Below are 18,793 nucleotides of genomic sequence, written 5' to 3'. Positions count from 1 at the left end.
GGTCAACGAATAGCGGGTGGATCGTCGGCCCGGATTCGAGCTGAAAACCGGGACGCCTGCGGGCCGGAGCAGGCGAGGCGATCCACCAAAACAAGCGAAGCGACGTCAACGTCGCCAGCAAGCCGTGTGGTCTGAAGGAAATGCTCCGGCCGCGGCCCAAGGGAACGCCAACCAAGCGAGGGACACCGTGCCAAATCTCTTCAAATCACTCTTCTTCCAGGTCCTGATAGCGCTCGCGCTCGGCATCGTGCTGGGCATGGCCTATCCGGACATCGCGCTGCAGACCAAGTCGCTCGGCGACGGCTTCATCAAGCTGATCAAGATGCTGGTCCCGGTGATCGTGTTCTGCGTCGTCGTGCATGGCATCGCAGCGGCGGGCGATCTCTCCAAGGTCGGCCGCGTCGGCATCCGCGCCATCATCTATTTCGAGGTCATCACGACCATCGCGCTCGTGCTTGGCATTCTCCTGGCCTACTACTTCCAGCCCGGCGTCGGCATGAACATCGATCCGAAGTCGCTGGACGCCAAGGCGCTCTCCGGCTTCAGCCAGACCGCGGCGCAGGTCGCCGGCGGCGGCGTCTCCGAGTTCATCCTGAAGCTGATCCCCGGCACCCTCGTCGGCGCGTTCACGACCGGCGACATCCTGCAGGTGCTGATCGTCTCGATCATGTTCGGCTGTGCGGTCTCGCTGTGCGGCGAGCGGGCCAGGCCGGTGGTCGATTTCATCGAACGCGTCAGCGAGATCGTGTTCAAGATGATGAACTTCGTGGTCCGCCTCGCCCCGCTCGGCGTGTTCGGCGCGATCGCCTTCACGGTCGGCAAATACGGCATCGGCTCGCTCAAGCAGCTCGGTGGCCTCGTTGCGTTGTTCTACCTGGCGGTCATCGTGTTCGTGGTCGTCGTGCTCGGCTCGGTGATGCGGCTGTCGGGCTTCAGCCTGTTCAAGCTGCTGCGCTACCTGCGCGAGGAACTGACCATCGTGCTCGGCACCGCGGCCGGCGACAGCGTGCTGCCGCAGACCATGCGCAAGCTCGAGCAACTCGGCATCAAGCAGTCGACCGTCGGCCTCGTCATCCCGACCGGTTACTCCTTCAATCTCGATGCGTTCTCGATCTATCTGACGCTGGCCGCGGTGTTCATCGCCCAGGCCACCAATACGCCGCTCGCGCTCGGCGATCTCCTGGCCATCCTCGGGATTGCGCTCTTGACCTCGAAGGGCGCTCACGGCGTGCCGGGATCGGCGATCGTGGTGCTCGCCGCGACGCTGTCGGCGATCCCCGCCATCCCCGCGATCGGCCTGGTGCTGATCCTGTCGGTGGACTGGTTCATCGGCATTGCCCGCGCGCTCGGCAACTATATCGGGAACTGCGTGGCGACGGTTGCCGTGGCGGCCTGGGAAGGTGACATCGACCGGGCGCGCGCCCATCAGGTGCTTGACGGCGAGATCGATCCCGCCGGGCAGGGCGCGGCGCCGGATACCACTGTCCTCGAACCGGCCGCAGCGCAGCTGCAGACGTCCTGAGACGCGGCTGGCGTCCCGTCGCCGTGCGATCTAGGTTCGGCGACGGTCGCCTTCGATTCCTCACGGGGGCGCCGACAGGAGATTTTGGCAATGCTAGCGCTTCCGATTGTCCCTTTGACGAAGGCCGCCTTCGCGCCGTTCGGCGATGTCATCGAGACGGCGGATGTCAGCCCGATCGTGATCAATGACGGCTTCGCCAACCGCTTCAATGATCTCGCCAACATCGACGTCGCGACCGGCGGCGGCGACATCTGCATCAGCCTGTTCACGGGCTCGATCAGGCCGAAGCCGATCGCGCTCAAGCTGATGGAGCGTCATCCGCTCGGCAGCCAGTTGTTCATGCCGCTCAACGCGGCGCCGTGGTTCGTTGTGGTGTGCACGGATCCCCGCGTGCCCGCGAGCTACCGTGCCTTTGCCGCGTCGGGGCAGCAGGGGGTCAACTACGCGCGCAACTGCTGGCACCATCCGCTTTTGGTCGGCGTTGACGCCAGCCCGTTCCTCGTGGTGGACAGGAAGGGCGAGGGAAACAATCTCGAGGAAGTCCGGCTGGACGAGAAGGACTGGCTGCATCTTGCGCCTTCAGAGGCGCGGTGAGCTGCGGCAGCATCTTAAGAGAGGCAGAGATCATGCGATCAGCAACCTATCACGTGCCGCCGGGAGGCCTGCCCGGCCAGACCGAACTCCTGACCGATCGCGCGGTGTTCACCGAGGCCTATGTCGTGATCCCCAAGGGCGTGATCCGCGACATCTGCGCGAGCTTCCTGCCGCATTGGGACAAGGCGCGGTTCTGGGTGCTGGCGCGGCCGCTGTCGGGCTTTGCCGAAACCTTCTCGCACTACCTCGCGGAAGTCGCACCAGGTGGCGGCAGCAAATCGCCCGAGCCCGACCCTGATGCGCAGGGCGTGCTGTTCGTCGTCGGCGGCGAGCTGAGTTTGCGGATCGGCGAGACCGACCACGTGCTGCAGCCCGGCGGATTTGCCTATCTGCCGCCAGGTGTGTCCTGGAGCGTGCGCAATGCCGGCACCGGGACGGCGAATTTCCACTGGATCCGCAAGCTGTATCAGCGCGTGGCGGGCCTTGCGGTGCCAGATCCGATCGTGACCAACGAGCGCAATATCGCACCGATCCCGATGCCTGACACCGAGGGCCGCTGGGCGACGACGCGCTTCGTGGATGTGACCGACCTTCGCCACGACATGCATGTGACCATCGTCAACTTCGAGCCGGGCGGGGTGATTCCGTTCGCCGAGACCCATGTGATGGAGCACGGGCTCTATGTGCTCGAAGGCAAGGGCGTCTACCGGCTGAACCAGGATTGGGTCGAGGTGGAAGCCGGCGACTACATGTGGCTGCGCGCGTTCTGCCCGCAGGCCTGCTACGCCGGCGGCCCCGGACGCTTCCGTTATCTCCTCTACAAGGACGTCAACCGGCACATGGATTTGCGCGCGCTGCGGCCGCAGTCGGGGCGCTAGGTCTCGTTACATCCGCGCGACCACCTTCTCCGCGCATTTGACGAAGCTGCGGATGAGCGGGCTCTGCGCGTCGCGCCGCCAGCACACCGCGATCTCGATAGAGTCGGTGGCATCGCGGAGCGGCCTGAACACGATGCCGTGCGGCGCGCCGAGCCTGGCGCAGGCCGGAACAATGGCCAGTCCTTCGCCGGCAAGGACGAGGCTGAGCGCCGAATGCACCGTCTCGACCCGGCTGACGATCGGCATCACCACCTGATGCCGTCGCAGCAGGGCCGAGATCGCGGATGAGGCGGGATTTGCGTCCGGGTGGGGAAGGGCAATCAGGGGCCGGCCCTGCAATCGGCTCACGGGCACGGCGCTCAGGCGGGCGAGCGCAGAGCGGGCCGGCACCGCGAGCATCAGGCGCTGGGCGCCGACCTGCGCGATCTGGATCTCGCGGTGATGGATCGCGGGCATGCACAGCGCCACCGTGACGCTGCGGTCGAGTAATCCTGCCTCGCGGGTCGATGCGCTCAATTCCACGAATTCGAGATCGATGCCCGGCAGCGATTTGCGCAATTCCGGGACGAGCTTCGGCAGCAGGGCATTGGCGAGCACGAACATGTAGCCGACCGAGAGCCGTCCGCGCTGCCCGGCGGCGACCGCCCGCGCGGCTTCGATGCCGTCGTTGGCCAGCGCCAGCGCCTCATTGGCGCGCGACAGCAAAGCGAGGCCGGCTTCCGTCAGGTCCATGCCGCGCGTGCCGCGGCGGAACAGCGGCGCGCCGATCTCGGCCTCGAGCTTGCGGATCTGCACCGACAGCGGCGGCTGCGCCATCCGCAGCCGATCGGCGGCCTTGCCGACGCTGCGCTCTTCAGCCACGGCAACGAAATAGCGGAGACGACGAAGATCCATAGGCATACCGAAAACGTATGGGTTGCCGTTCAAAATCGTATTGGACGGCGAGTTAACATCGGCCCCATTCTTGCTGTCAATCTGTCGGTTTTGCCGACGATCTCGGGGTGAGTTCTGCCATGGGCAACGATCTTTGCTTCCTCTCCGCGACCGAGCTGCGCGCGCGCATCGCCCGCAAGGAGGTATCCCCCGTCGAGATCACGCGCGCCGTGCTCGCGCAGGCGGAGCGGCTGCAGCCCGAGCTGAACTGCTTCATCACGCTGTGTGGCGACGAGGCGCTGGCACAGGCCAAACAGGCGGAGCGGCAGATTATGGCAGGTGAGCCGGTCGGTCTGCTGCATGGCATTCCGCTGACGGTGAAGGACCTCGTCAACACCAAGGGGGTGCGCACCACCTTCGGCGCCGTGCCCTACAAGGAAAATGTGCCCGCCGCGGATGCCGTTGCGTTCGGCCGGCTGCGCGCGCAGGGCGCGATCCTGGTCGGCAAGACCACGACGCCGGAGTTCGGCACCAAATGCCTGACGGATTCGCCGCTGTTCGGCCGCACCCGCAATGCCTGGGACGCTGGCCGCTCCAGCGGCGGGTCGAGCGGCGGCGCGGCGGTGGCGGTGGCAAGCGGCATCGCGCCGCTCGCCGTCGCGACCGACGGCGGAGGCTCGACGCGCATTCCCGCGGCGTGCAATGGCGTGGTCGGCATCAAGCAGAGCAACGGCGTGATCCCGCACAGCCAGGTGGAGGACGCCTTCGGCAACCAGACCTATGTCACACCGACCACCCGCACCGTCGCAGACACCGCGCTGATGATGCAGGCAATGGCCGGAGGGGACGCTTCCGATCCCTGGTCGATCGGCGTGCCCGTGCCTGACTATATCGAGGGCGCCGCACCGCGCGGCGACCTGCGCGGCCGCAAGGTGCTGTTCTGCCTGTCGCCGCCCGGGCGTCCCGTATCGGCCGACGTCGCCGCGGCTTTCAAGGCCAGCCTCGATCGGTTGGCGGGGCTCGGCGCCGAGCTCGAGGAATTTTCGGGCGAGAGCTTTGACATCGAGCCGATCTGGCGCGCGATCAATCACACGGTCTGGCGGACCCGATTTGGCAAGCTTGCCGCCGACCACCGTGATGACTTGAGCGAGGCCTTCCTCAAGCAGCTGGCGCTCGCGACCGAGGTCAGCGGCGCCGATTACCAGCGGGCGATGTTCGATCGTACCGCGCTGTTCCGCCGGATCCAGGCGCTGCTCGCGCGCGGCGACCTGCTGGCGATGCCCACCTTGACCCGCACGGCGTTGCCGATCGAGCAGGACCTGTTCGGCACCATCGAGATCGACGGCAAGGTCTTCGACAGCGTCCGGCCGCACTGGTTTCCCTGGACCATGCTGTTCAACATGACCGGCCACCCCGCGATCACCATGCCCGCCGGCTTCGGTCGCGACGGCTTGCCGATCGGCCTGCATCTGGTCGGCCGCTTCCGGGCCGATGCGGAACTCCTGCGCGTTGCCGCACTGTTCGAGTCGGCGAGTGATCTGCTCGGCCGCTGGCCGCAGGGCGTCAGGGGCTGACGCGATGCTGCTTGGGGCTTGCATTCGCCGGCGAATGTGTTGGAACGTGCCCAAATCTGGCATCGAATCCGGGCGCGTATGAGCGTTTTCCTCCTTCGACGATTTGCAACCTTGCTGGCGACGCTGATCGGCGCCTCGCTGATCATTTTCCTGGTGTTGGACGCCTTGCCGGGCAATGCCGCGCAGATGCTGATGGGCGCCGATGCTTCGCCCGACGCGGTTCGCGCACTTTCCATCAAGCTCGGTTTGGATCAGCCGCTCAGCCTTCGCTACCTGCTCTGGCTCAAGGGCATGATGGTGGGCGATCTCGGCAACAGCTACGTCTATGGCACGCCCGTTGCCGGATTGATCGCGGAGCGGCTGGTATTGACCATCCCGCTCGCGATCATGTCGATGTCGGTCACCGTCGTGCTGGCGCTCTCCGCCGGCATCTACACGGCAGCCAATCACAATAGGCTCGGCGATGTCGGCGTGATGTCGCTGACCCAGGTCGGCATTGCGCTGCCGAATTTCTGGTTCGCGATCCTGCTGATCCTGCTGTTTGCGGTGAAGCTGCAGTGGGTGTCCGCGGGAGGGTTTGCCGGCTGGGATGACGGCATCTGGCCCGGCGTGCGGTCGCTGCTGCTGCCGGCGATCTCGCTGTCTGTGGTGCAGGCGGCGATCCTCGCACGCGTCACCCGCTCGGCCGTGCTCGAAGTGCTGCGCGAGGATTTCGTCCGCACCGCGCGCGCCAAGGGGCTCGGCAAGCGCGAGGTGCTGTGGCGACACGTGCTGCGCAACGCCATGATTCCCGTCATGACGGTGATGGGGCTGCAATTCGCCAATCTCTTGGCCGGCACCATCATCATCGAGAACGTGTTCTACTTGCCGGGTCTCGGCCGGCTGATCTTCCAGTCGATCGCCAATCGCGACCTGATCGTGGTGCGCAACTGCGTGATGCTGCTGGCGGCGATGGTCGTCATCGTCAACTTCGTGGTCGATGTGCTCTATGCCTTCATCGACCCGCGCATCAAGGTGCATCACCTGTGAGCGCGCCGATGACCGCATCCGCCGACGCTCCCACCGTCGCGACAGCACGGAAGCCTGCGACCGGCTTCTGGCGCCGTGCGCTGCGCCATCGCAGCTTCGTGCTCGGCGGCCTGCTCAGCCTGCTGGTGATCGGCGCGGCGCTGCTGTCGCTGGTGTGGACGCCGTGGTCGCCCTATGACATCGACGTCGCCTCCAAGCTCAAGCCGCCAACGGCCGCGCATTGGCTCGGCACCGATGTGCTCGGCCGCGACATCGCCTCGCTGCTGCTGGTCGGCGCACGCTCGACGATCGCGGTCGGTATCATCGCCGTCGGCATCGGCCTGACTTTCGGTGTCTGTCTCGGCCTGCTCGCCGCCGCGCGCAAGGGCTGGACCGAAGAGCTGATCATGCGGATGAGCGATTTCACCTTTGCTTTTCCGGCCGTGCTCTCCGCGATCATGCTCGCCGCGGTCGCAGGACCGGGCATGCTGACGTCGATCACGGCGATCGGCATCTTCCAGATCCCGACCTTCGTTCGCGTCACCCGCGGATCGGCCAGTGCGATCTGGGCGCGGGAGTTCGTGCTGGCGGCGCGCGCATCGGGGAAGGGGACGTTCCTCATCACCATCGAGCATGTGCTGCCCAACATTCTTTCGATCCTGATCGTGCAGGCGACGATCCAGTTCGCGCTCGCGATCCTCGCGGAAGCCGGGCTGTCCTATCTCGGGCTCGGCACTCAGCCGCCGCAGCCGTCCTGGGGCCGCATGCTGAACGACGCGCAGACGCTGCTGTTCCAGTCGCCGATGCTCGCAGTCTATCCGGGTGCTGCGATCGCGGTCGCAGTCCTCGGCCTCAATCTGCTCGGCGATGGCTTGCGCGATCTGCTCGATCCACGCTTGGCACGGGAGCGTTGATCGTGGCCACCTCATCCAACGCGCCCCTGATCGAAGTCCAGAATCTCGGCGTCCGCCTCAACACCAGCCGCGGGCCTGCGCAGGCCGTGCGTGGCGTCAGCCTTGCGCTGAAGCGCGGCGAGACGCTGGGGCTGGTTGGCGAATCCGGCTGCGGCAAGTCGGTCACGGCACTGGCGCTGATGGGCCTGCTGCCGGACAGCGCCGTGCTCACCGGCAGCATCAAGCTCGACGGGCGTGAGCTGATTGGGCTGACCGATGGCGAGTACTGCAAGCTCCGCGGCAATCGCATCAGCATGATCTTCCAGGAGCCGATGACCGCGCTCAATCCGATGCACACGATCGGGCGCCAGGTCGCCGAGCCGTTGCGGCGTCACACCGGCTGCTCGGCAGCCGATGCGCGGCGCGAAGCGATTGCCTTGCTCGACCGCGTCGGCCTGCCCGATGCGGCCAAGCGCGTCGATGCCTATCCGCATCAATTCTCCGGCGGCCAGCGCCAGCGCGTCACCATCGCGATGGCGCTGGCCTGCCAGCCCGACGTGCTGATCGCGGACGAGCCGACCACTGCGCTCGACGTCACGATCCAGGGCCAGATCCTCGATCTCATCGCCGACCTCGTCGAGGAGCGCGGCATGTCGATGATCCTGATCTCGCATGATCTCGGCGTCATCGCCGAGAACGTGCAGCGCATGATGGTGATGTATGGCGGCACCGTCGTCGAGAACGGCGAGACCGACAAGGTGTTTTCGCGGATGGGCCATCCCTACACCCAGGGCCTGTTCCGCGCACGTCCGAAGCTCGGGGCGCGCAAGGGGACGCGGCTCAAGACCATCGCAGGCACGGTGCCTGAACTCGCCGACCTGCCGTCAGGCTGCACTTTTGCTGACCGCTGTCCGCTGGTGGAGGACCGCTGTCGTGCCGCACCTCCGCCGGTGATCGATGTCGGCGGCGGCCATGGCGTGCGTTGTGTACGGACCGATGTCTCGATGGCTGCTGCTGTGGGGGCGCCGGCATGACGACATCCGACCAGCCGCTCCTCGAAGTGAGGGATCTCGTGCAGCACTACACGCTGCCGCGCGAGAGCGTGTTCAAGCCGGCGGGGCAGGTGCTGGCGCTCAACGGCGTCAGCGCGCGGGTGACGGCGGGCAAGAGCCTCGGCGTGGTCGGCGAATCCGGCTCGGGCAAATCGACCTTCGCGCGCTGCGTGATGGCGCTGGAGCGGCCGACCTCGGGCTCGGTCACGCTGCTCGGCCGCGACCTGCACGCGCTCCCCGCGGACGAGCTGCGCCGCGCCCGTCGCGATTTCCAGATGGTGTTCCAGGATCCCTATGGCTCGCTCGATCCGCGGCAGACCATCGCGCGCATCGTCGCCGAGCCCTTGACGGCGCTGGGCCGCATGGACAAGGCGTCCTTGCGCGAGCGTGTCGCCGCAGTGCTGCGGCAGGTCGGCTTGCGCGATGCAGACATGGACAAATTCCCGCATGAGTTCTCCGGCGGCCAGCGCCAGCGCATCGCCATCGCCCGCGCGCTGATCACCCAGCCGAAGCTGATCGTCGCCGACGAGCCGGTGTCGGCGCTCGACGTCTCGGTGCAGGCGCAGGTGCTGAACCTAATGCAGGATCTGCAGGACCAGTTTGGGCTGAGCTACATCCTGATCAGCCATGATCTCGCTGTCGTCGATTATCTCTGCGACGAGATCGCGGTGATGTATCTCGGACGGATCGTCGAGCAGGGCAGGCCGGAGGATCTGTTCGACCATTGCGCGCATCCCTATACGCGCGCGCTGCTGGAGGCCGTGCCGCGCGCCCGGGCCGGCGGGGTGCGGCGGCGCCGCGGCGCCCAGGCGATCGCCTCCCAATCGACCGGCGCGACAGGATGTCCGTACGCCGCGCGCTGTCCCCTGGCTGACCAGCATTGCCGTGACACCCCGCCTGCGCTACGGACGGTCGGCGAGGCGCATCTTGCCGCCTGTCACTACGCCGAAAGGGTAATGGCGCAGCCAGCCCTGGCCGCGGCGGAGAGTTAGCCTTTTGTGCGGGACTGGCCTAGGCTGGCCCGCGATACGTCCGGGAGCAAACGAATGTTGAAGAAACTGACCATTTTCGCGGTGGCGGCTGCGTTCATCGCCGCGCCGCTGCCGAGCTTTGCGCAGGCCAAGAAGGACAGCGTCGTGATGGCCATGGCGCTGGAGCCGCCGGGCCTCGATCCGACCAATGCGGCGGCGGCCGCGATCGCCGAAGTCACGCTCTACAACATTTACGAGACGCTGACCAAGATCAACGAGGACGGCTCGGTCTCGCCGCTGCTGGCCGAGAGCTGGCAGGCGTCGCCTGACCTCAAGACCTACACCTTCAAGCTCCGCAAGGGCGTCAAATTCCAGAACGGCGAGGCCTTCGATTCCGCCGCGGTGAAATTCTCCTACGACCGCAACGCGGCGGCGACCTCGACCAACAAGGACAAGAGCCTCTACCAGAGCTTCGAATCCGTCACCGCGCCTGACGCGGATACCATCGTCATCGCGCTGAAATATTCCGAGCCGAACCTGCCGTTCCTGCTTGGCCAGGCCTCCGGTTCGATCGTCGAGCCGAAGAGCGCGCCGACCAATGTGACGCAGCCGGTCGGCACCGGGCCGTATCAGCTCGGCGGCTGGGTCAAGGGCTCCTCGATCACGCTCAACAAATGGGCCGACTACCGCAACGCATCCGCGATCAAGCTCTCCAAAGTGACGATCCGCTTCATCTCCGATCCGGCAGCGCAGATTGCGGCGTTGCTGTCCGGTGACGTCGACGCGTTTCCGCGCGTCGCAACCCGCAGCGTTGCCCAGTTGAAGGCCGACCCGCGCTTCACGGTGCTGGTTGGCGGCTCCAAGGCCAAGACCATCGTCGCGATCAACGAGCGGAAAAAGCCGCTCGACGACGTCCGCGTCCGCCGCGCCATCCTCGCCGCGATCGACCGCAAGGCGATGATCGACGGCGCCGCCGACGGTTTCGGCACCCCGATCGGCAGCTTCTACACCCCGGGCTCGCTCGGATTCGTCGATACCACCGGCATCAACCCGTATGATCCGGAGAAGGCCAAGCAGCTGCTCAAGGAAGCCGGCGTCACCAATCTCGAGCTCTCGCTCAAGCTGCCGCCGCCGCCCTATGCGCGGGCGGGCGGCGAAATCCTGGCGGCGCAGCTTGCCAAGGTCGGCATCACCGCCAAGATCGAGAACGTCGAATGGGCGCAGTGGCTGTCGCAGGTGTTCGCCGGCACCGGCCCGCACAATTTCGATCTCACCATCGTCTCTCACGTCGAGCCGTTCGACCTCGTGAAGATCACCGAGTCGGACTACTATCTCGGCTACAACAACGAGGCCTTCAACACGCTCTACAAGCAGATCATGTCGACGCCGGACGAAGCCGGCCGCGCCAAGTTGCTCGGTGACGCGCAGAAGATGCTGGCGACCGATGCGGTGGCAGGCTTCCTGTACCAGCCGCAATGGCCGACGGTGATCAACAAGAAGCTGAAGGGCGTCTGGAAGGAAGTGCCGCAGTTCGAGAATGATTTCTCCGCCTGGTCCTGGGAGTAATCGCTAATCGCATCACGTGGCCTGTCACGCCAGATGGCAGGCCACGAGATGACCGTCGCTGCCCTCGCGCAATTGCGGTGCGCTCTGCTTGCAGCGCTCCTCCGCAATGGGACAGCGGGTATGGAAGTGGCAGCCTGCGGGCGGATTCATCGGGCTCGGCACGTCGCCCTTCAACCTGATACGGTCGCGCTTGGCCTTCGGGTTCGGCACCGGCACCGCCGACAGCAGCGCCTTGGTGTAGGGATGCTGCGGATTGCGGTAGAGGTCGCTCGCTTTCGCCAGCTCGACGATGCGGCCGAGATACATCACGGCGACGCGGTCGGAAATGTGCTCGACGACGGACAGATCGTGGGCGACGAACAGATAGGTCAGGTTGAGCTCGCTCTGCAGGTCCTCCAGCAGATTGATCACCTGGGCCTGGATCGAGACGTCGAGCGCCGACACCGGCTCGTCGCACACCAGAAGCTTCGGCTCCAGCGTCAGCGCCCGGGCGATCGCGATGCGCTGGCGCTGGCCGCCGGAGAATTCGTGCGGATAGCGCCGCATGTGATCGGCCTTCAGCCCGACCTTGACCAAAAGGTTCGCGACGCGGTCTTCGCGCTCGCTCGCCGATGACGTGAGGCCATGGATGACGTAGGCCTCGCCGAGGATTGCGCCGATGGTCATGCGCGGATTGAGCGAGGCGAACGGGTCCTGGAACACGAGTTGCATGTTACGCCGCATGGCGCGCAGGTCGCTGCCGCCGAGCCCGATCACGCTCTGGCCGTCGAACACGACCTCGCCGGAGGTCGGCTCGATCAGGCGCAGCACGCAGCGGCCGGTGGTGGACTTGCCGCAGCCGGATTCGCCGACCAGGCCGAGCGTCTCACCGCGGTTGACCGTGAACGACACGCCGTCGACCGCATAGACCTGGCCGACCTCGCGCGAGAGGAGACCGCCGAGCACCGGGAAATGCTTCTTCAGATTGGTGACGCGGAGCAGCGGCTCGCTCATGACGCGTCTCCCAAATGGCAGGCCATCCGATGGCCCGCAGCGATCTCGCGCAAGCGCGGCTCCCTGGTGGCGCAGATGTCCATGACGTGGCGGCAGCGCGGCGCGAAGCGGCAACCGGGTGTCGGATTGATCAGGATCGGCACCGAGCCGCCGATCGCCTCCAGCCGCGTCTTGTGCTCGGCATCGAGATCGATCCGCGGGATCGAGCGGATCAGGCCCTGCGTGTAGGGATGGCTCGGATTGCCGAACAGCTCGTCGACGGTCGCCTCCTCCACCACCTTGCCGGCATACATCACGACGACGCGCTGCGCGGTCTCTGCGACCACGCCCATGGCATGGGTGATCAGCATCACCGCCATGCCGAAGCGTTCCTTCATGTCCTGCAGGAGGTCGAGGATCTGCGCCTGGATGGTGACGTCGAGCGCGGTGGTCGGCTCGTCGGCGATCACGAGCTTGGGCCGGCAGGCCAGCGCCATGGCGATCATCACGCGCTGGCGCATGCCGCCGGAAAACTGGTGCGGATAATGATGCACGCGGCCGGCCGCATTCGGAATCTGCACCAGCTTCAGCATCTCGATGGTGCGCTCGAGCGCCTGCTTCTTCGTCACCGCCTCGTGTCGGCGCAGGCTCTCGGAAATCTGCTCGCCGATGGTCAGCACCGGATTGAGCGAGGTCATCGGCTCCTGGAAGATGAAGCCGATCTCCTTGGCCCTGATGTCGTCGAGCTGCGGGCCGGTGAGGGGGACGAGGTCGCGACCCTCGAAGATGATCTCGCCCTGGACGATGCGGCCCGGCGGCATCGCGATCAGCTTGAGGATCGACATCGCGGTGACGGTCTTGCCGCAACCGGATTCGCCGACCACGCAGAGCGTCTCGCCCTTGTTGATGCTGATATCGACGCCGTCGACGGCCTGCAGGATGCCGTCATCGGTGGTGAAGTGGGTTTTGAGGCCCTTGATCTCGAGCAAGGGCGTCATCAGATCACCTTTCGCGCATCGAGCGCGTCACGCAGGCCGTCACCGATGAAGTTGATCGCGACCACGGCGATGAAGATGGCCGCGCCGGGGAACAGCGCCCAGTGCGGGCCGATGTCGAGGAAATCCTTGGCATCGAACAGGATGCGGCCCCAGGTCGGGGTATCCGGCGGGAAGCCGAGGCCGAGGAACGACAGTGTCGACTCCGCGATGATCGCGGCCGCGACGTCGATGGTGCCGGCGATGATCACGGGACCGACCGCGTTCGGCAGGATGTGCCGTACCACCTGACGCACCGGGCTTGCGCCGAGCGCACGTGCGGCTTCGACGAATTCCTTCTCGCGCAGCGACAGGAATTGCGCGCGCACCAGACGCGCGACCGGCATCCAGCGCAGGCCGCCGATCACGAGCACGATCAGGATGAAGATGCCGCCCTCGGGGCCGAACACGGCCTTCAGCCCGTCGCGGAACAGGTAGATCAGCAGCAGCAGCAATGGCAGTTGCGGCAGCGACAGGAACAGGTCGGTCATCCACATCAGGAAGTAACCGAGCGCGCCGCGCGACATGCCGGCGACCGCGCCGATCAGCGTGCCGACCATCACGGAGACCAGCATCGCGGCGAGGCCGACCGCGAGCGAGATGCGTCCGCCATAGATCATCCGAGCCAGGATATCCTGGCCGAGATCGTCGGTGCCGAAGGGATGGGCGAGCGAGGGGCCCTGCATGCCGGCGACCACGTCGATGTCGTTGATCGAGACGCGCCAGATGAACGGACCGATCAGCACGGCCGCGATCAGGATCAGCAGCAGGAAGGCACTGACCACGGCCGGCTTGTGCCGGCGGTAGCGCCGCCAGGTCTCGCGCCAGGGCGAGTAGGCCCGCCGCTCAGCGGAAGGAGATGCGAGGGTCAAGCCAGCCATAGAGGACATCTGCGATCAGGTTGAACAGCACCACGAGACACGCGAACACGAAGGTCACGGACATGATGACGGGCGTGTCGTTGGCGAGGATGGAGGAAATCAGCAGCGAACCGATGCCGGGGATGCGGAAGATCTGTTCGGTGACGATGGCGCCGCCGAACACCGCCGGGATCTGCAGCGCCACCAGTGTGACGACGGGGATCATCGCATTGCGCATCACGTGCTTGATGATGACGATGCGCTGGCCGAGGCCCTTGGCGCGGGCCGTCGTGACGTAATCGAGCCGGATCACGTCGAGCATCGCCGAGCGGACGAAGCGGGTCATCGAGGCCGCCTGGAACAGGCCGAGCACCATGACGGGCATGATGGCCTGGCGGACCTGCGCGATCACCCAGTGGATGCCGGTTTCCTTGAGATCGGAGGTGTAGACGAAGGGCAGCCAGTCGAGCTTCACCGAGAAGATCAGGATGAACAGGATGCCCGTGAAGAAGGTCGGCAGCGAGAAGCCGATGAAGGCGAAGGTGTTGGCGATCTGGTCGAAGATCGAATAGGGCCGGGTCGCCGCATAGACGCCGACCGGGATCGCGATCAGGAGCGCCAGGATCTGCGACGAGCCGACCACGTAGAGCGTGGCCGGTAGGCGCTGCAGGATCAGCGTGTCGACGTTCATCCGGCTGACGAAGGAAAAGCCCCAGTCGCCCTGGGCCATCGCGGCGAGCCAATGCAGGTAACGAAGGTAGACGGGGTCATCGAGGCCGAACTTGGCGCGAAGTGCAGCCTGCACTTCGGGGGGCACGTTCGGATTGGTCGCAAGCTCCGAGAACGGATCGCCTGGCGCGAGCGCCAGGACGACGAACAGCACGAGCGAGATCCCGAGCAGGCTCGGGATCGCGATCATCAGGCGGCGCAGGACGTACTGACCCATGAGCGAACAATCCGCTTAAACGTTCGCGCTCACGCCTCGCGGTACCAGTCCTGGATATTGTCGAGGTCGTTGGCCCAGCCGCTGACCACCGGGCGCAGCGCGAGTGCCGTGGCGCCAACCTTGATGCGGTGCATCACCGGAATCATCACGGTGTCCTTCCACATCAGGTCGTTGCACTTGATGTAGAGGTCGGCGCGCTTGAGCGGATCGATCTCGGTTTCGGCGGCGTCGACCGCGGCGTCAAACTCCTTGTTGACCCAGCGCGGGAAGTTCTGGCCCTGCCACTTGTTCTCCTTGGTGGCGACGAAGCGCGAATGATAGCGGCGCATGTGCAGCGCCGGGTCGGGCTGCGCCATCGGGATCTGGAACATCTCGATGTCGGCATAGAACTTGGCGTAGGTGTCGGGGTTGGCGACGTCGGAGGAGAAAAACACGGAGGCGACGACCGATTTCAGCTCGACGTCGATGCCGGCCTTCTGGCAGGCCTGCTTGACGATCGCCTGGGTCTTCTGGCGCGGGCCGTTGATCGAGGTCTGGTACAAGAGCTTCAGCTTCTTGCCGTCCTTCTCGCGGATGCCGTCGCCGCCGACCTTCCAGCCGGCTTCATCCAGCAGCGCGCCCGCTTTCTCGACGCTGAACTCCCATTTGGTGTTCTTGGAGACGAACTCCTCGGGGCCGTTGAGATAGTTCGCGGTGACGCGGCCGGCGCGGCCGTAGATCGCCTTCTTGACGGATTCGCGGTCGACCAGCATCGCCAGCGCCTGCCGTACCTTCGGATCGGACAGGATCGGATGCTTGGTCTTGATCGAGGACCGCTCGCCGTCGACCTCGGTATAGGGGTCGGTGAAGTTGACGGCGATGAACTCGATGTCGCCGCCGGGCGCGTAGATGGTCTTGCCCTTGCCGCCCTTCTCGAGGCGCAGCAGCACTTCGTCCTCGACCTGCATGTTCCAGGCGTAATCGTATTCGCCGGTCTGTATGATGGCGCGTGCCGCCGAGACCGCGTCACCGCCGCCCTTCAGTTCGATCGAGTCGAAATAGGGCCGGTTCGCCATGTGGTAGTCGGGGTTGATCTCGCCACGGATCAGGTCGCCCGGCTTGAACTCGACGAATTTGTAGGGACCGGTACCGACCGGCTTCAGATTGTTCGGCGCCTCGCGCGACTTGCTGCCCTTGTACTCCGCGAACAGATGCTTCGGGATGATGCAGCCATAGGCGCCGACGAAGGCATTGGCCCAGAACGGGGTCGGGTCCTTGAACTTGATGCGGATCGAGAGGTCGTCGATCTTCTCGACCGTCAGATTGGTGTAGTTCTGGATCGAGACCGCCGCCGTCGCAGGATCGGTGGAGTATTCCCAGTTGAACACGAGATCGTCGGCCGTCAACGGTTTGCCGTCGTGCCATTTGACGCCGGGCTTCAGTTTCCAGATCACCGATTTGGCGTCGGCTGACAGGCCGCCGTTCTTGAGGGAGGGGATTTCGGCGGCGAGGATCGGGTTGAGATGGCCTTCGTCGTCCCAGCTCGCGAGCGGTTCATAGAAAATGCGCGAGCCGTCCTGGTCCTTGGTGCCGGTGGCGAAATGCGGATTGAGCAGGGTCGGACCCTGCCACCACAGCAGCTTCAGCGGACCGCCGCCGCCGCGCTTGGTCGGCTTGTAGGGGGCGGGGCTCTGCGCCATGGCAACGCCGCCGAGGGCGAGAATCTGGTTGGCCATGGGGGCGGTGAGGCCGACGGCGAGCATGCGCTTGACGAAGGCGCGGCGGTCCATGCGGCCGTCCTTCACGTCGGAAATCATCGACTTCAGATTGTTGTCCAGCATGTCGCCCCTCATTCGTTCTGCTGTGATTGCGGCGCGCCGCTTCACGCGCGGGACGCCTTGTGTCTGGCGGCAGATGGCACACGGAATGACCCCTCAGGTCAACGTCTCGCGTGTCTCACCCCCTCAGTCTTTTGGCTACTGCTTGTGCAGAACAGCGCGCGGTCGCCCACGGCTTCGGCAAATTGACGCCAAAGCTTGCTTCCGCGCGTCCCGGATTGCGAAAAATTTGTTCGTTATCCTTTGTTCTTATGCAGCTTTTCCTTATTCCACCGCAGCCCGCCCCGGACCCCGTCCGGGACGAGCCTTGTCGTCCAACCAGGCACGCCTCATGCCACCGACATATTCAACGGCGGTGCAACATTGGACGGGAGCGGGCTGACATAGGGGGTGCGGGCGGTTCTCCTCTTCAAATCCGCCTTGGCGGCGGCGATCAGCTCGGGTTCCAGCAGCGCCTTGACGCCGAGCCCGGCCATCGCCTTGGCGGCCTGCACCATCGCTTTGTGGGCGTGCGGGCTCTTGCCCTGCGCCACCACCTGCCAGGTGTGGAAGGGCGTGCCGATCGCAACCGTGGGGGCATGGACCTGCACGGTTGGCACCACCCAGCTGACGTCGCCGACGTCGGTCGAGCCGATCAGCGGATTGCGCTTGGCGTCCATCGGCACTAGGAAGTCGGCGAGCGGCCGCTCGGTCGGCTCCATCCCGATCGAGTAGTAGATCGAGGCGATGTCCTTCTCGGTCAGGGTCGCGCGGATCTTGCCGGCAAAATCCCTGTCGGCGTCGTCGAAATGCGGCGGGCCGAGATCCTCCATGATGCGATGCAGGCTCTGCTCCAGAGGCGTGTTGGGCAGGATGTTGGAGACGGCGGAGATGATCTTCATCTCGACCTGGGTCTCCGTCATCAGCGCCGCGCCCTGCGCGATCTTGTGCACGCGCTCGACCAGCTCGTTCATGCCGGGCAGGTCGCGGGCGCGGATCGAGTAGCGCACGCGGGCGTGGGCCTGAACGACGTTCGGCGCGATCCCGCCGGTGTCGAGCAGCGCGTAATGCACGCGCGCGTCGCTCGGCATGTGCTCACGCATGTAGTTGACGCCGACATTCATCAGCTCGACGGCGTCGAGTGCGCTGCGGCCGAGATGCGGCGAGGCGGCGGCATGCGAGGTGCGGCCGGTGAAGGTGAAATCGGCGCGGGTATTGGCGAGCGACGGCGTCACGCCGACTTCCCAAAAACTGTGCGGATGCCAGGTGATGGCGATGTCGGCATCGTCGAAGGCGCCACAGCGCACCATGAAGGCTTTTGCGGCGCCGCCTTCTTCCGCCGGGCAGCCATAGTAGCGGACGCGGCCGGGCACCTTGTTGGCGGCGAGCCAGTCCTTGACCGCGGTGGCCGCAAGCAGCGCGGAGGAGCCGAGCAGATTGTGGCCGCAGCCATGGCCATGGCCGCCGGATTCCACCGGCCGATGCTCGGCAACGCCGGCCTCCTGGCTGAGGCCGGGCAGGGCGTCATATTCGCCCATGAAGGCGATGACAGGTCCGCCTTCGCCCCATTCGCCCATGACAGCGGTCGGGATATTAGCGACGTTCTCGGTGATGCGAAAACCCTGATGCTTCAGCTCGGCCAGATGTTCCGCCGACGAGCGCGCCTCGGTGTAGCAGACCTCGGGCATGCCCCAGACTCGGTCGCTCAAATCAATGAAACGCGGCTTGATCGCGTCCACACCCCGCCAAACGTCGCTTCGGTTATCCATCTTGAAGTGTCCTGGTTCCTTGAAGAGAGGCCGGGGAAGCTAACAGCTTGCCATCAGCGAGGGAATGCGTTTGCGGTCTGCTCGGACGGGGCAGCATGGCTGCATTGCGTGGGATTTCATCCACTGTCGTCGTTTTGGCGAAAGCCGCGGACCCTGTCCCAGCCTCAGTGTCATCACCCGCGCACGCGGGTGATCCAGTATTCCAGAGACGGTCGTGCTTGAACCGATGCGCCGCGGCGTACTGGATCCCCGCGTTCGCGGGGATGACACTGAAACATGCGTCCGCATTCTCGCGACATGATTTGCCCGAGTTGTCCATCTCGTTCCGCCCTCTCTCGATAGCGAGGGCGCAGGGAAGACCGGGTGCACGCCGCACCCGCGGTCCCGTGCGCAATGTGCACAAAAGAAAGTGCGCGCACGAGCATACAGGTTCGGCGGAGGCATCCGGCCTTCCCTGCGCGATGGCTTTACGGCTTATACGTGCT

At 65.5% G+C, this 18,793-nt stretch carries 16 protein-coding genes; 9 read left to right on the top strand and 7 right to left on the bottom strand.

Features of this window, described 5'->3' with window-relative positions; genetic code table 11:
* The first annotated feature begins 187 nt into the window (after positions 1-187).
* From dctA to JQ604_RS00070, 3 genes are all read left to right on the top strand, one after another.
* The gene (gene dctA / locus JQ604_RS00080) at positions 188-1,522 is read left to right on the top strand and encodes a C4-dicarboxylate transporter DctA (protein ID WP_212351752.1); all 1,335 of its coding nucleotides are present in this window, start codon (positions 188-190) and stop codon (positions 1,520-1,522) included.
* A 90-nt stretch (positions 1,523-1,612) separates the two neighbouring features.
* Positions 1,613-2,116: an ureidoglycolate lyase gene (locus tag JQ604_RS00075; protein WP_212351750.1), complete on the top strand. Its 504-nt coding sequence runs from the start codon at positions 1,613-1,615 to the stop codon at positions 2,114-2,116.
* 32 nt (positions 2,117-2,148) lie between these two features.
* Positions 2,149-2,994 carry a bifunctional allantoicase/(S)-ureidoglycine aminohydrolase gene (locus JQ604_RS00070; protein ID WP_212351748.1) on the top strand — a complete coding sequence of 282 codons (846 nt, stop codon included), beginning with the start codon at positions 2,149-2,151 and terminating at the stop codon, positions 2,992-2,994.
* A gap of 6 nt (positions 2,995-3,000) precedes the next feature.
* On the opposite strand, the gene JQ604_RS00065 is transcribed toward JQ604_RS00070, so the two are convergent.
* Positions 3,001-3,888: a LysR family transcriptional regulator gene (locus JQ604_RS00065; protein ID WP_212351746.1), complete on the bottom strand. Its 888-nt coding sequence runs from the start codon at positions 3,886-3,888 to the stop codon at positions 3,001-3,003.
* Positions 3,889-4,007: 119 nt separating this feature from the next.
* On the opposite strand from JQ604_RS00065, the gene JQ604_RS00060 reads away from it, so the two are divergent.
* The 6 genes from JQ604_RS00060 to JQ604_RS00035 all read left to right on the top strand — a co-directional run bounded on the left by JQ604_RS00060 (position 4,008) and on the right by JQ604_RS00035 (position 10,931).
* The gene (locus tag JQ604_RS00060) at positions 4,008-5,441 is read left to right on the top strand and encodes an amidase (RefSeq protein ID WP_212351744.1); all 1,434 of its coding nucleotides are present in this window, start codon (positions 4,008-4,010) and stop codon (positions 5,439-5,441) included.
* Between the two features lie 78 nt (positions 5,442-5,519).
* Entirely contained in the window at positions 5,520-6,470 is a 951-nt protein-coding gene (locus JQ604_RS00055; protein WP_212351742.1) for an ABC transporter permease, read from the top strand.
* Positions 6,467-7,363 (top strand): ABC transporter permease, encoded by an 897-nt coding sequence (locus JQ604_RS00050; protein ID WP_212351740.1) that lies wholly within the window; start codon positions 6,467-6,469, stop codon positions 7,361-7,363. The genes JQ604_RS00055 and JQ604_RS00050 overlap by 4 nt, the downstream gene beginning before the upstream one ends.
* 2 nt (positions 7,364-7,365) lie before the next feature.
* Complete coding sequence (locus JQ604_RS00045; RefSeq protein WP_212351738.1) at positions 7,366-8,376, top strand: ABC transporter ATP-binding protein; 1,011 nt, start codon at positions 7,366-7,368, stop codon at positions 8,374-8,376.
* Positions 8,373-9,386: an ABC transporter ATP-binding protein gene (locus JQ604_RS00040; RefSeq protein ID WP_212351737.1), complete on the top strand. Its 1,014-nt coding sequence runs from the start codon at positions 8,373-8,375 to the stop codon at positions 9,384-9,386. The genes JQ604_RS00045 and JQ604_RS00040 overlap by 4 nt, the downstream gene beginning before the upstream one ends.
* A gap of 54 nt (positions 9,387-9,440) precedes the next feature.
* On the top strand, positions 9,441-10,931 hold the full coding sequence (locus JQ604_RS00035) for an ABC transporter substrate-binding protein (protein ID WP_212351736.1): 1,491 nt from the start codon (positions 9,441-9,443) through the stop codon (positions 10,929-10,931).
* A 24-nt stretch (positions 10,932-10,955) separates the two neighbouring features.
* Here JQ604_RS00035 and JQ604_RS00030 read toward each other — a convergent pair whose 3' ends face one another.
* The 6 genes from JQ604_RS00030 to JQ604_RS00005 all read right to left on the bottom strand — a co-directional run bounded on the left by JQ604_RS00030 (position 10,956) and on the right by JQ604_RS00005 (position 18,308).
* On the bottom strand, positions 10,956-11,924 hold the full coding sequence (locus tag JQ604_RS00030; RefSeq protein WP_212351735.1) for an ABC transporter ATP-binding protein: 969 nt from the start codon (positions 11,922-11,924) through the stop codon (positions 10,956-10,958).
* Entirely contained in the window at positions 11,921-12,901 is a 981-nt protein-coding gene (locus JQ604_RS00025; protein WP_212351734.1) for an ABC transporter ATP-binding protein, read from the bottom strand. The genes JQ604_RS00030 and JQ604_RS00025 overlap by 4 nt, the downstream gene beginning before the upstream one ends.
* Positions 12,901-13,818 (bottom strand): ABC transporter permease, encoded by a 918-nt coding sequence (locus tag JQ604_RS00020; protein WP_212351733.1) that lies wholly within the window; start codon positions 13,816-13,818, stop codon positions 12,901-12,903. The genes JQ604_RS00025 and JQ604_RS00020 overlap by 1 nt, the downstream gene beginning before the upstream one ends.
* On the bottom strand, positions 13,784-14,743 hold the full coding sequence (locus tag JQ604_RS00015) for an ABC transporter permease (protein ID WP_212351732.1): 960 nt from the start codon (positions 14,741-14,743) through the stop codon (positions 13,784-13,786). The genes JQ604_RS00020 and JQ604_RS00015 overlap by 35 nt, the downstream gene beginning before the upstream one ends.
* A gap of 29 nt (positions 14,744-14,772) precedes the next feature.
* Positions 14,773-16,563: a peptide ABC transporter substrate-binding protein gene (locus JQ604_RS00010; protein WP_212351731.1), complete on the bottom strand. Its 1,791-nt coding sequence runs from the start codon at positions 16,561-16,563 to the stop codon at positions 14,773-14,775.
* A gap of 326 nt (positions 16,564-16,889) precedes the next feature.
* Positions 16,890-18,308 carry a M20 family metallopeptidase gene (locus tag JQ604_RS00005; RefSeq protein WP_212351730.1) on the bottom strand — a complete coding sequence of 473 codons (1,419 nt, stop codon included), beginning with the start codon at positions 18,306-18,308 and terminating at the stop codon, positions 16,890-16,892.
* Positions 18,309-18,793 lie beyond the last annotated feature (485 nt).

The organism is Bradyrhizobium jicamae (assembly GCF_018130695.1).
Classification (GTDB): domain Bacteria; phylum Pseudomonadota; class Alphaproteobacteria; order Rhizobiales; family Xanthobacteraceae; genus Bradyrhizobium; species Bradyrhizobium jicamae_B.
Note: the sequence above shows the minus strand (reverse complement) of the source record. Positions and strands in the feature narration are given on the sequence as shown.

Excerpts from the sequence above, each read along its gene's own strand:
- JQ604_RS00075 (WP_212351750.1), top strand. The coding sequence starts at position 1,613 with ATGCTAGCGCTTCCGATTGTCCCTTTGACGAAGGCCGCCTTCGCGCCG.
- JQ604_RS00070 (WP_212351748.1), top strand. The coding sequence starts at position 2,149 with ATGCGATCAGCAACCTATCACGTGCCGCCGGGAGGCCTGCCCGGCCAG.
- JQ604_RS00065 (WP_212351746.1), bottom strand. The coding sequence starts at position 3,888 with ATGGATCTTCGTCGTCTCCGCTATTTCGTTGCCGTGGCTGAAGAGCGC.
- JQ604_RS00060 (WP_212351744.1), top strand. The coding sequence starts at position 4,008 with ATGGGCAACGATCTTTGCTTCCTCTCCGCGACCGAGCTGCGCGCGCGC.
- JQ604_RS00055 (WP_212351742.1), top strand. The coding sequence starts at position 5,520 with ATGAGCGTTTTCCTCCTTCGACGATTTGCAACCTTGCTGGCGACGCTG.
- JQ604_RS00040 (WP_212351737.1), top strand. The coding sequence starts at position 8,373 with ATGACGACATCCGACCAGCCGCTCCTCGAAGTGAGGGATCTCGTGCAG.
- JQ604_RS00035 (WP_212351736.1), top strand. The coding sequence starts at position 9,441 with ATGTTGAAGAAACTGACCATTTTCGCGGTGGCGGCTGCGTTCATCGCC.
- JQ604_RS00030 (WP_212351735.1), bottom strand. The coding sequence starts at position 11,924 with ATGAGCGAGCCGCTGCTCCGCGTCACCAATCTGAAGAAGCATTTCCCG.
- JQ604_RS00025 (WP_212351734.1), bottom strand. The coding sequence starts at position 12,901 with ATGACGCCCTTGCTCGAGATCAAGGGCCTCAAAACCCACTTCACCACC.
- JQ604_RS00020 (WP_212351733.1), bottom strand. The coding sequence starts at position 13,818 with ATGGCTGGCTTGACCCTCGCATCTCCTTCCGCTGAGCGGCGGGCCTAC.
- JQ604_RS00015 (WP_212351732.1), bottom strand. The coding sequence starts at position 14,743 with ATGGGTCAGTACGTCCTGCGCCGCCTGATGATCGCGATCCCGAGCCTG.
- JQ604_RS00010 (WP_212351731.1), bottom strand. The coding sequence starts at position 16,563 with ATGCTGGACAACAATCTGAAGTCGATGATTTCCGACGTGAAGGACGGC.
- JQ604_RS00005 (WP_212351730.1), bottom strand. The coding sequence starts at position 18,308 with ATGGATAACCGAAGCGACGTTTGGCGGGGTGTGGACGCGATCAAGCCG.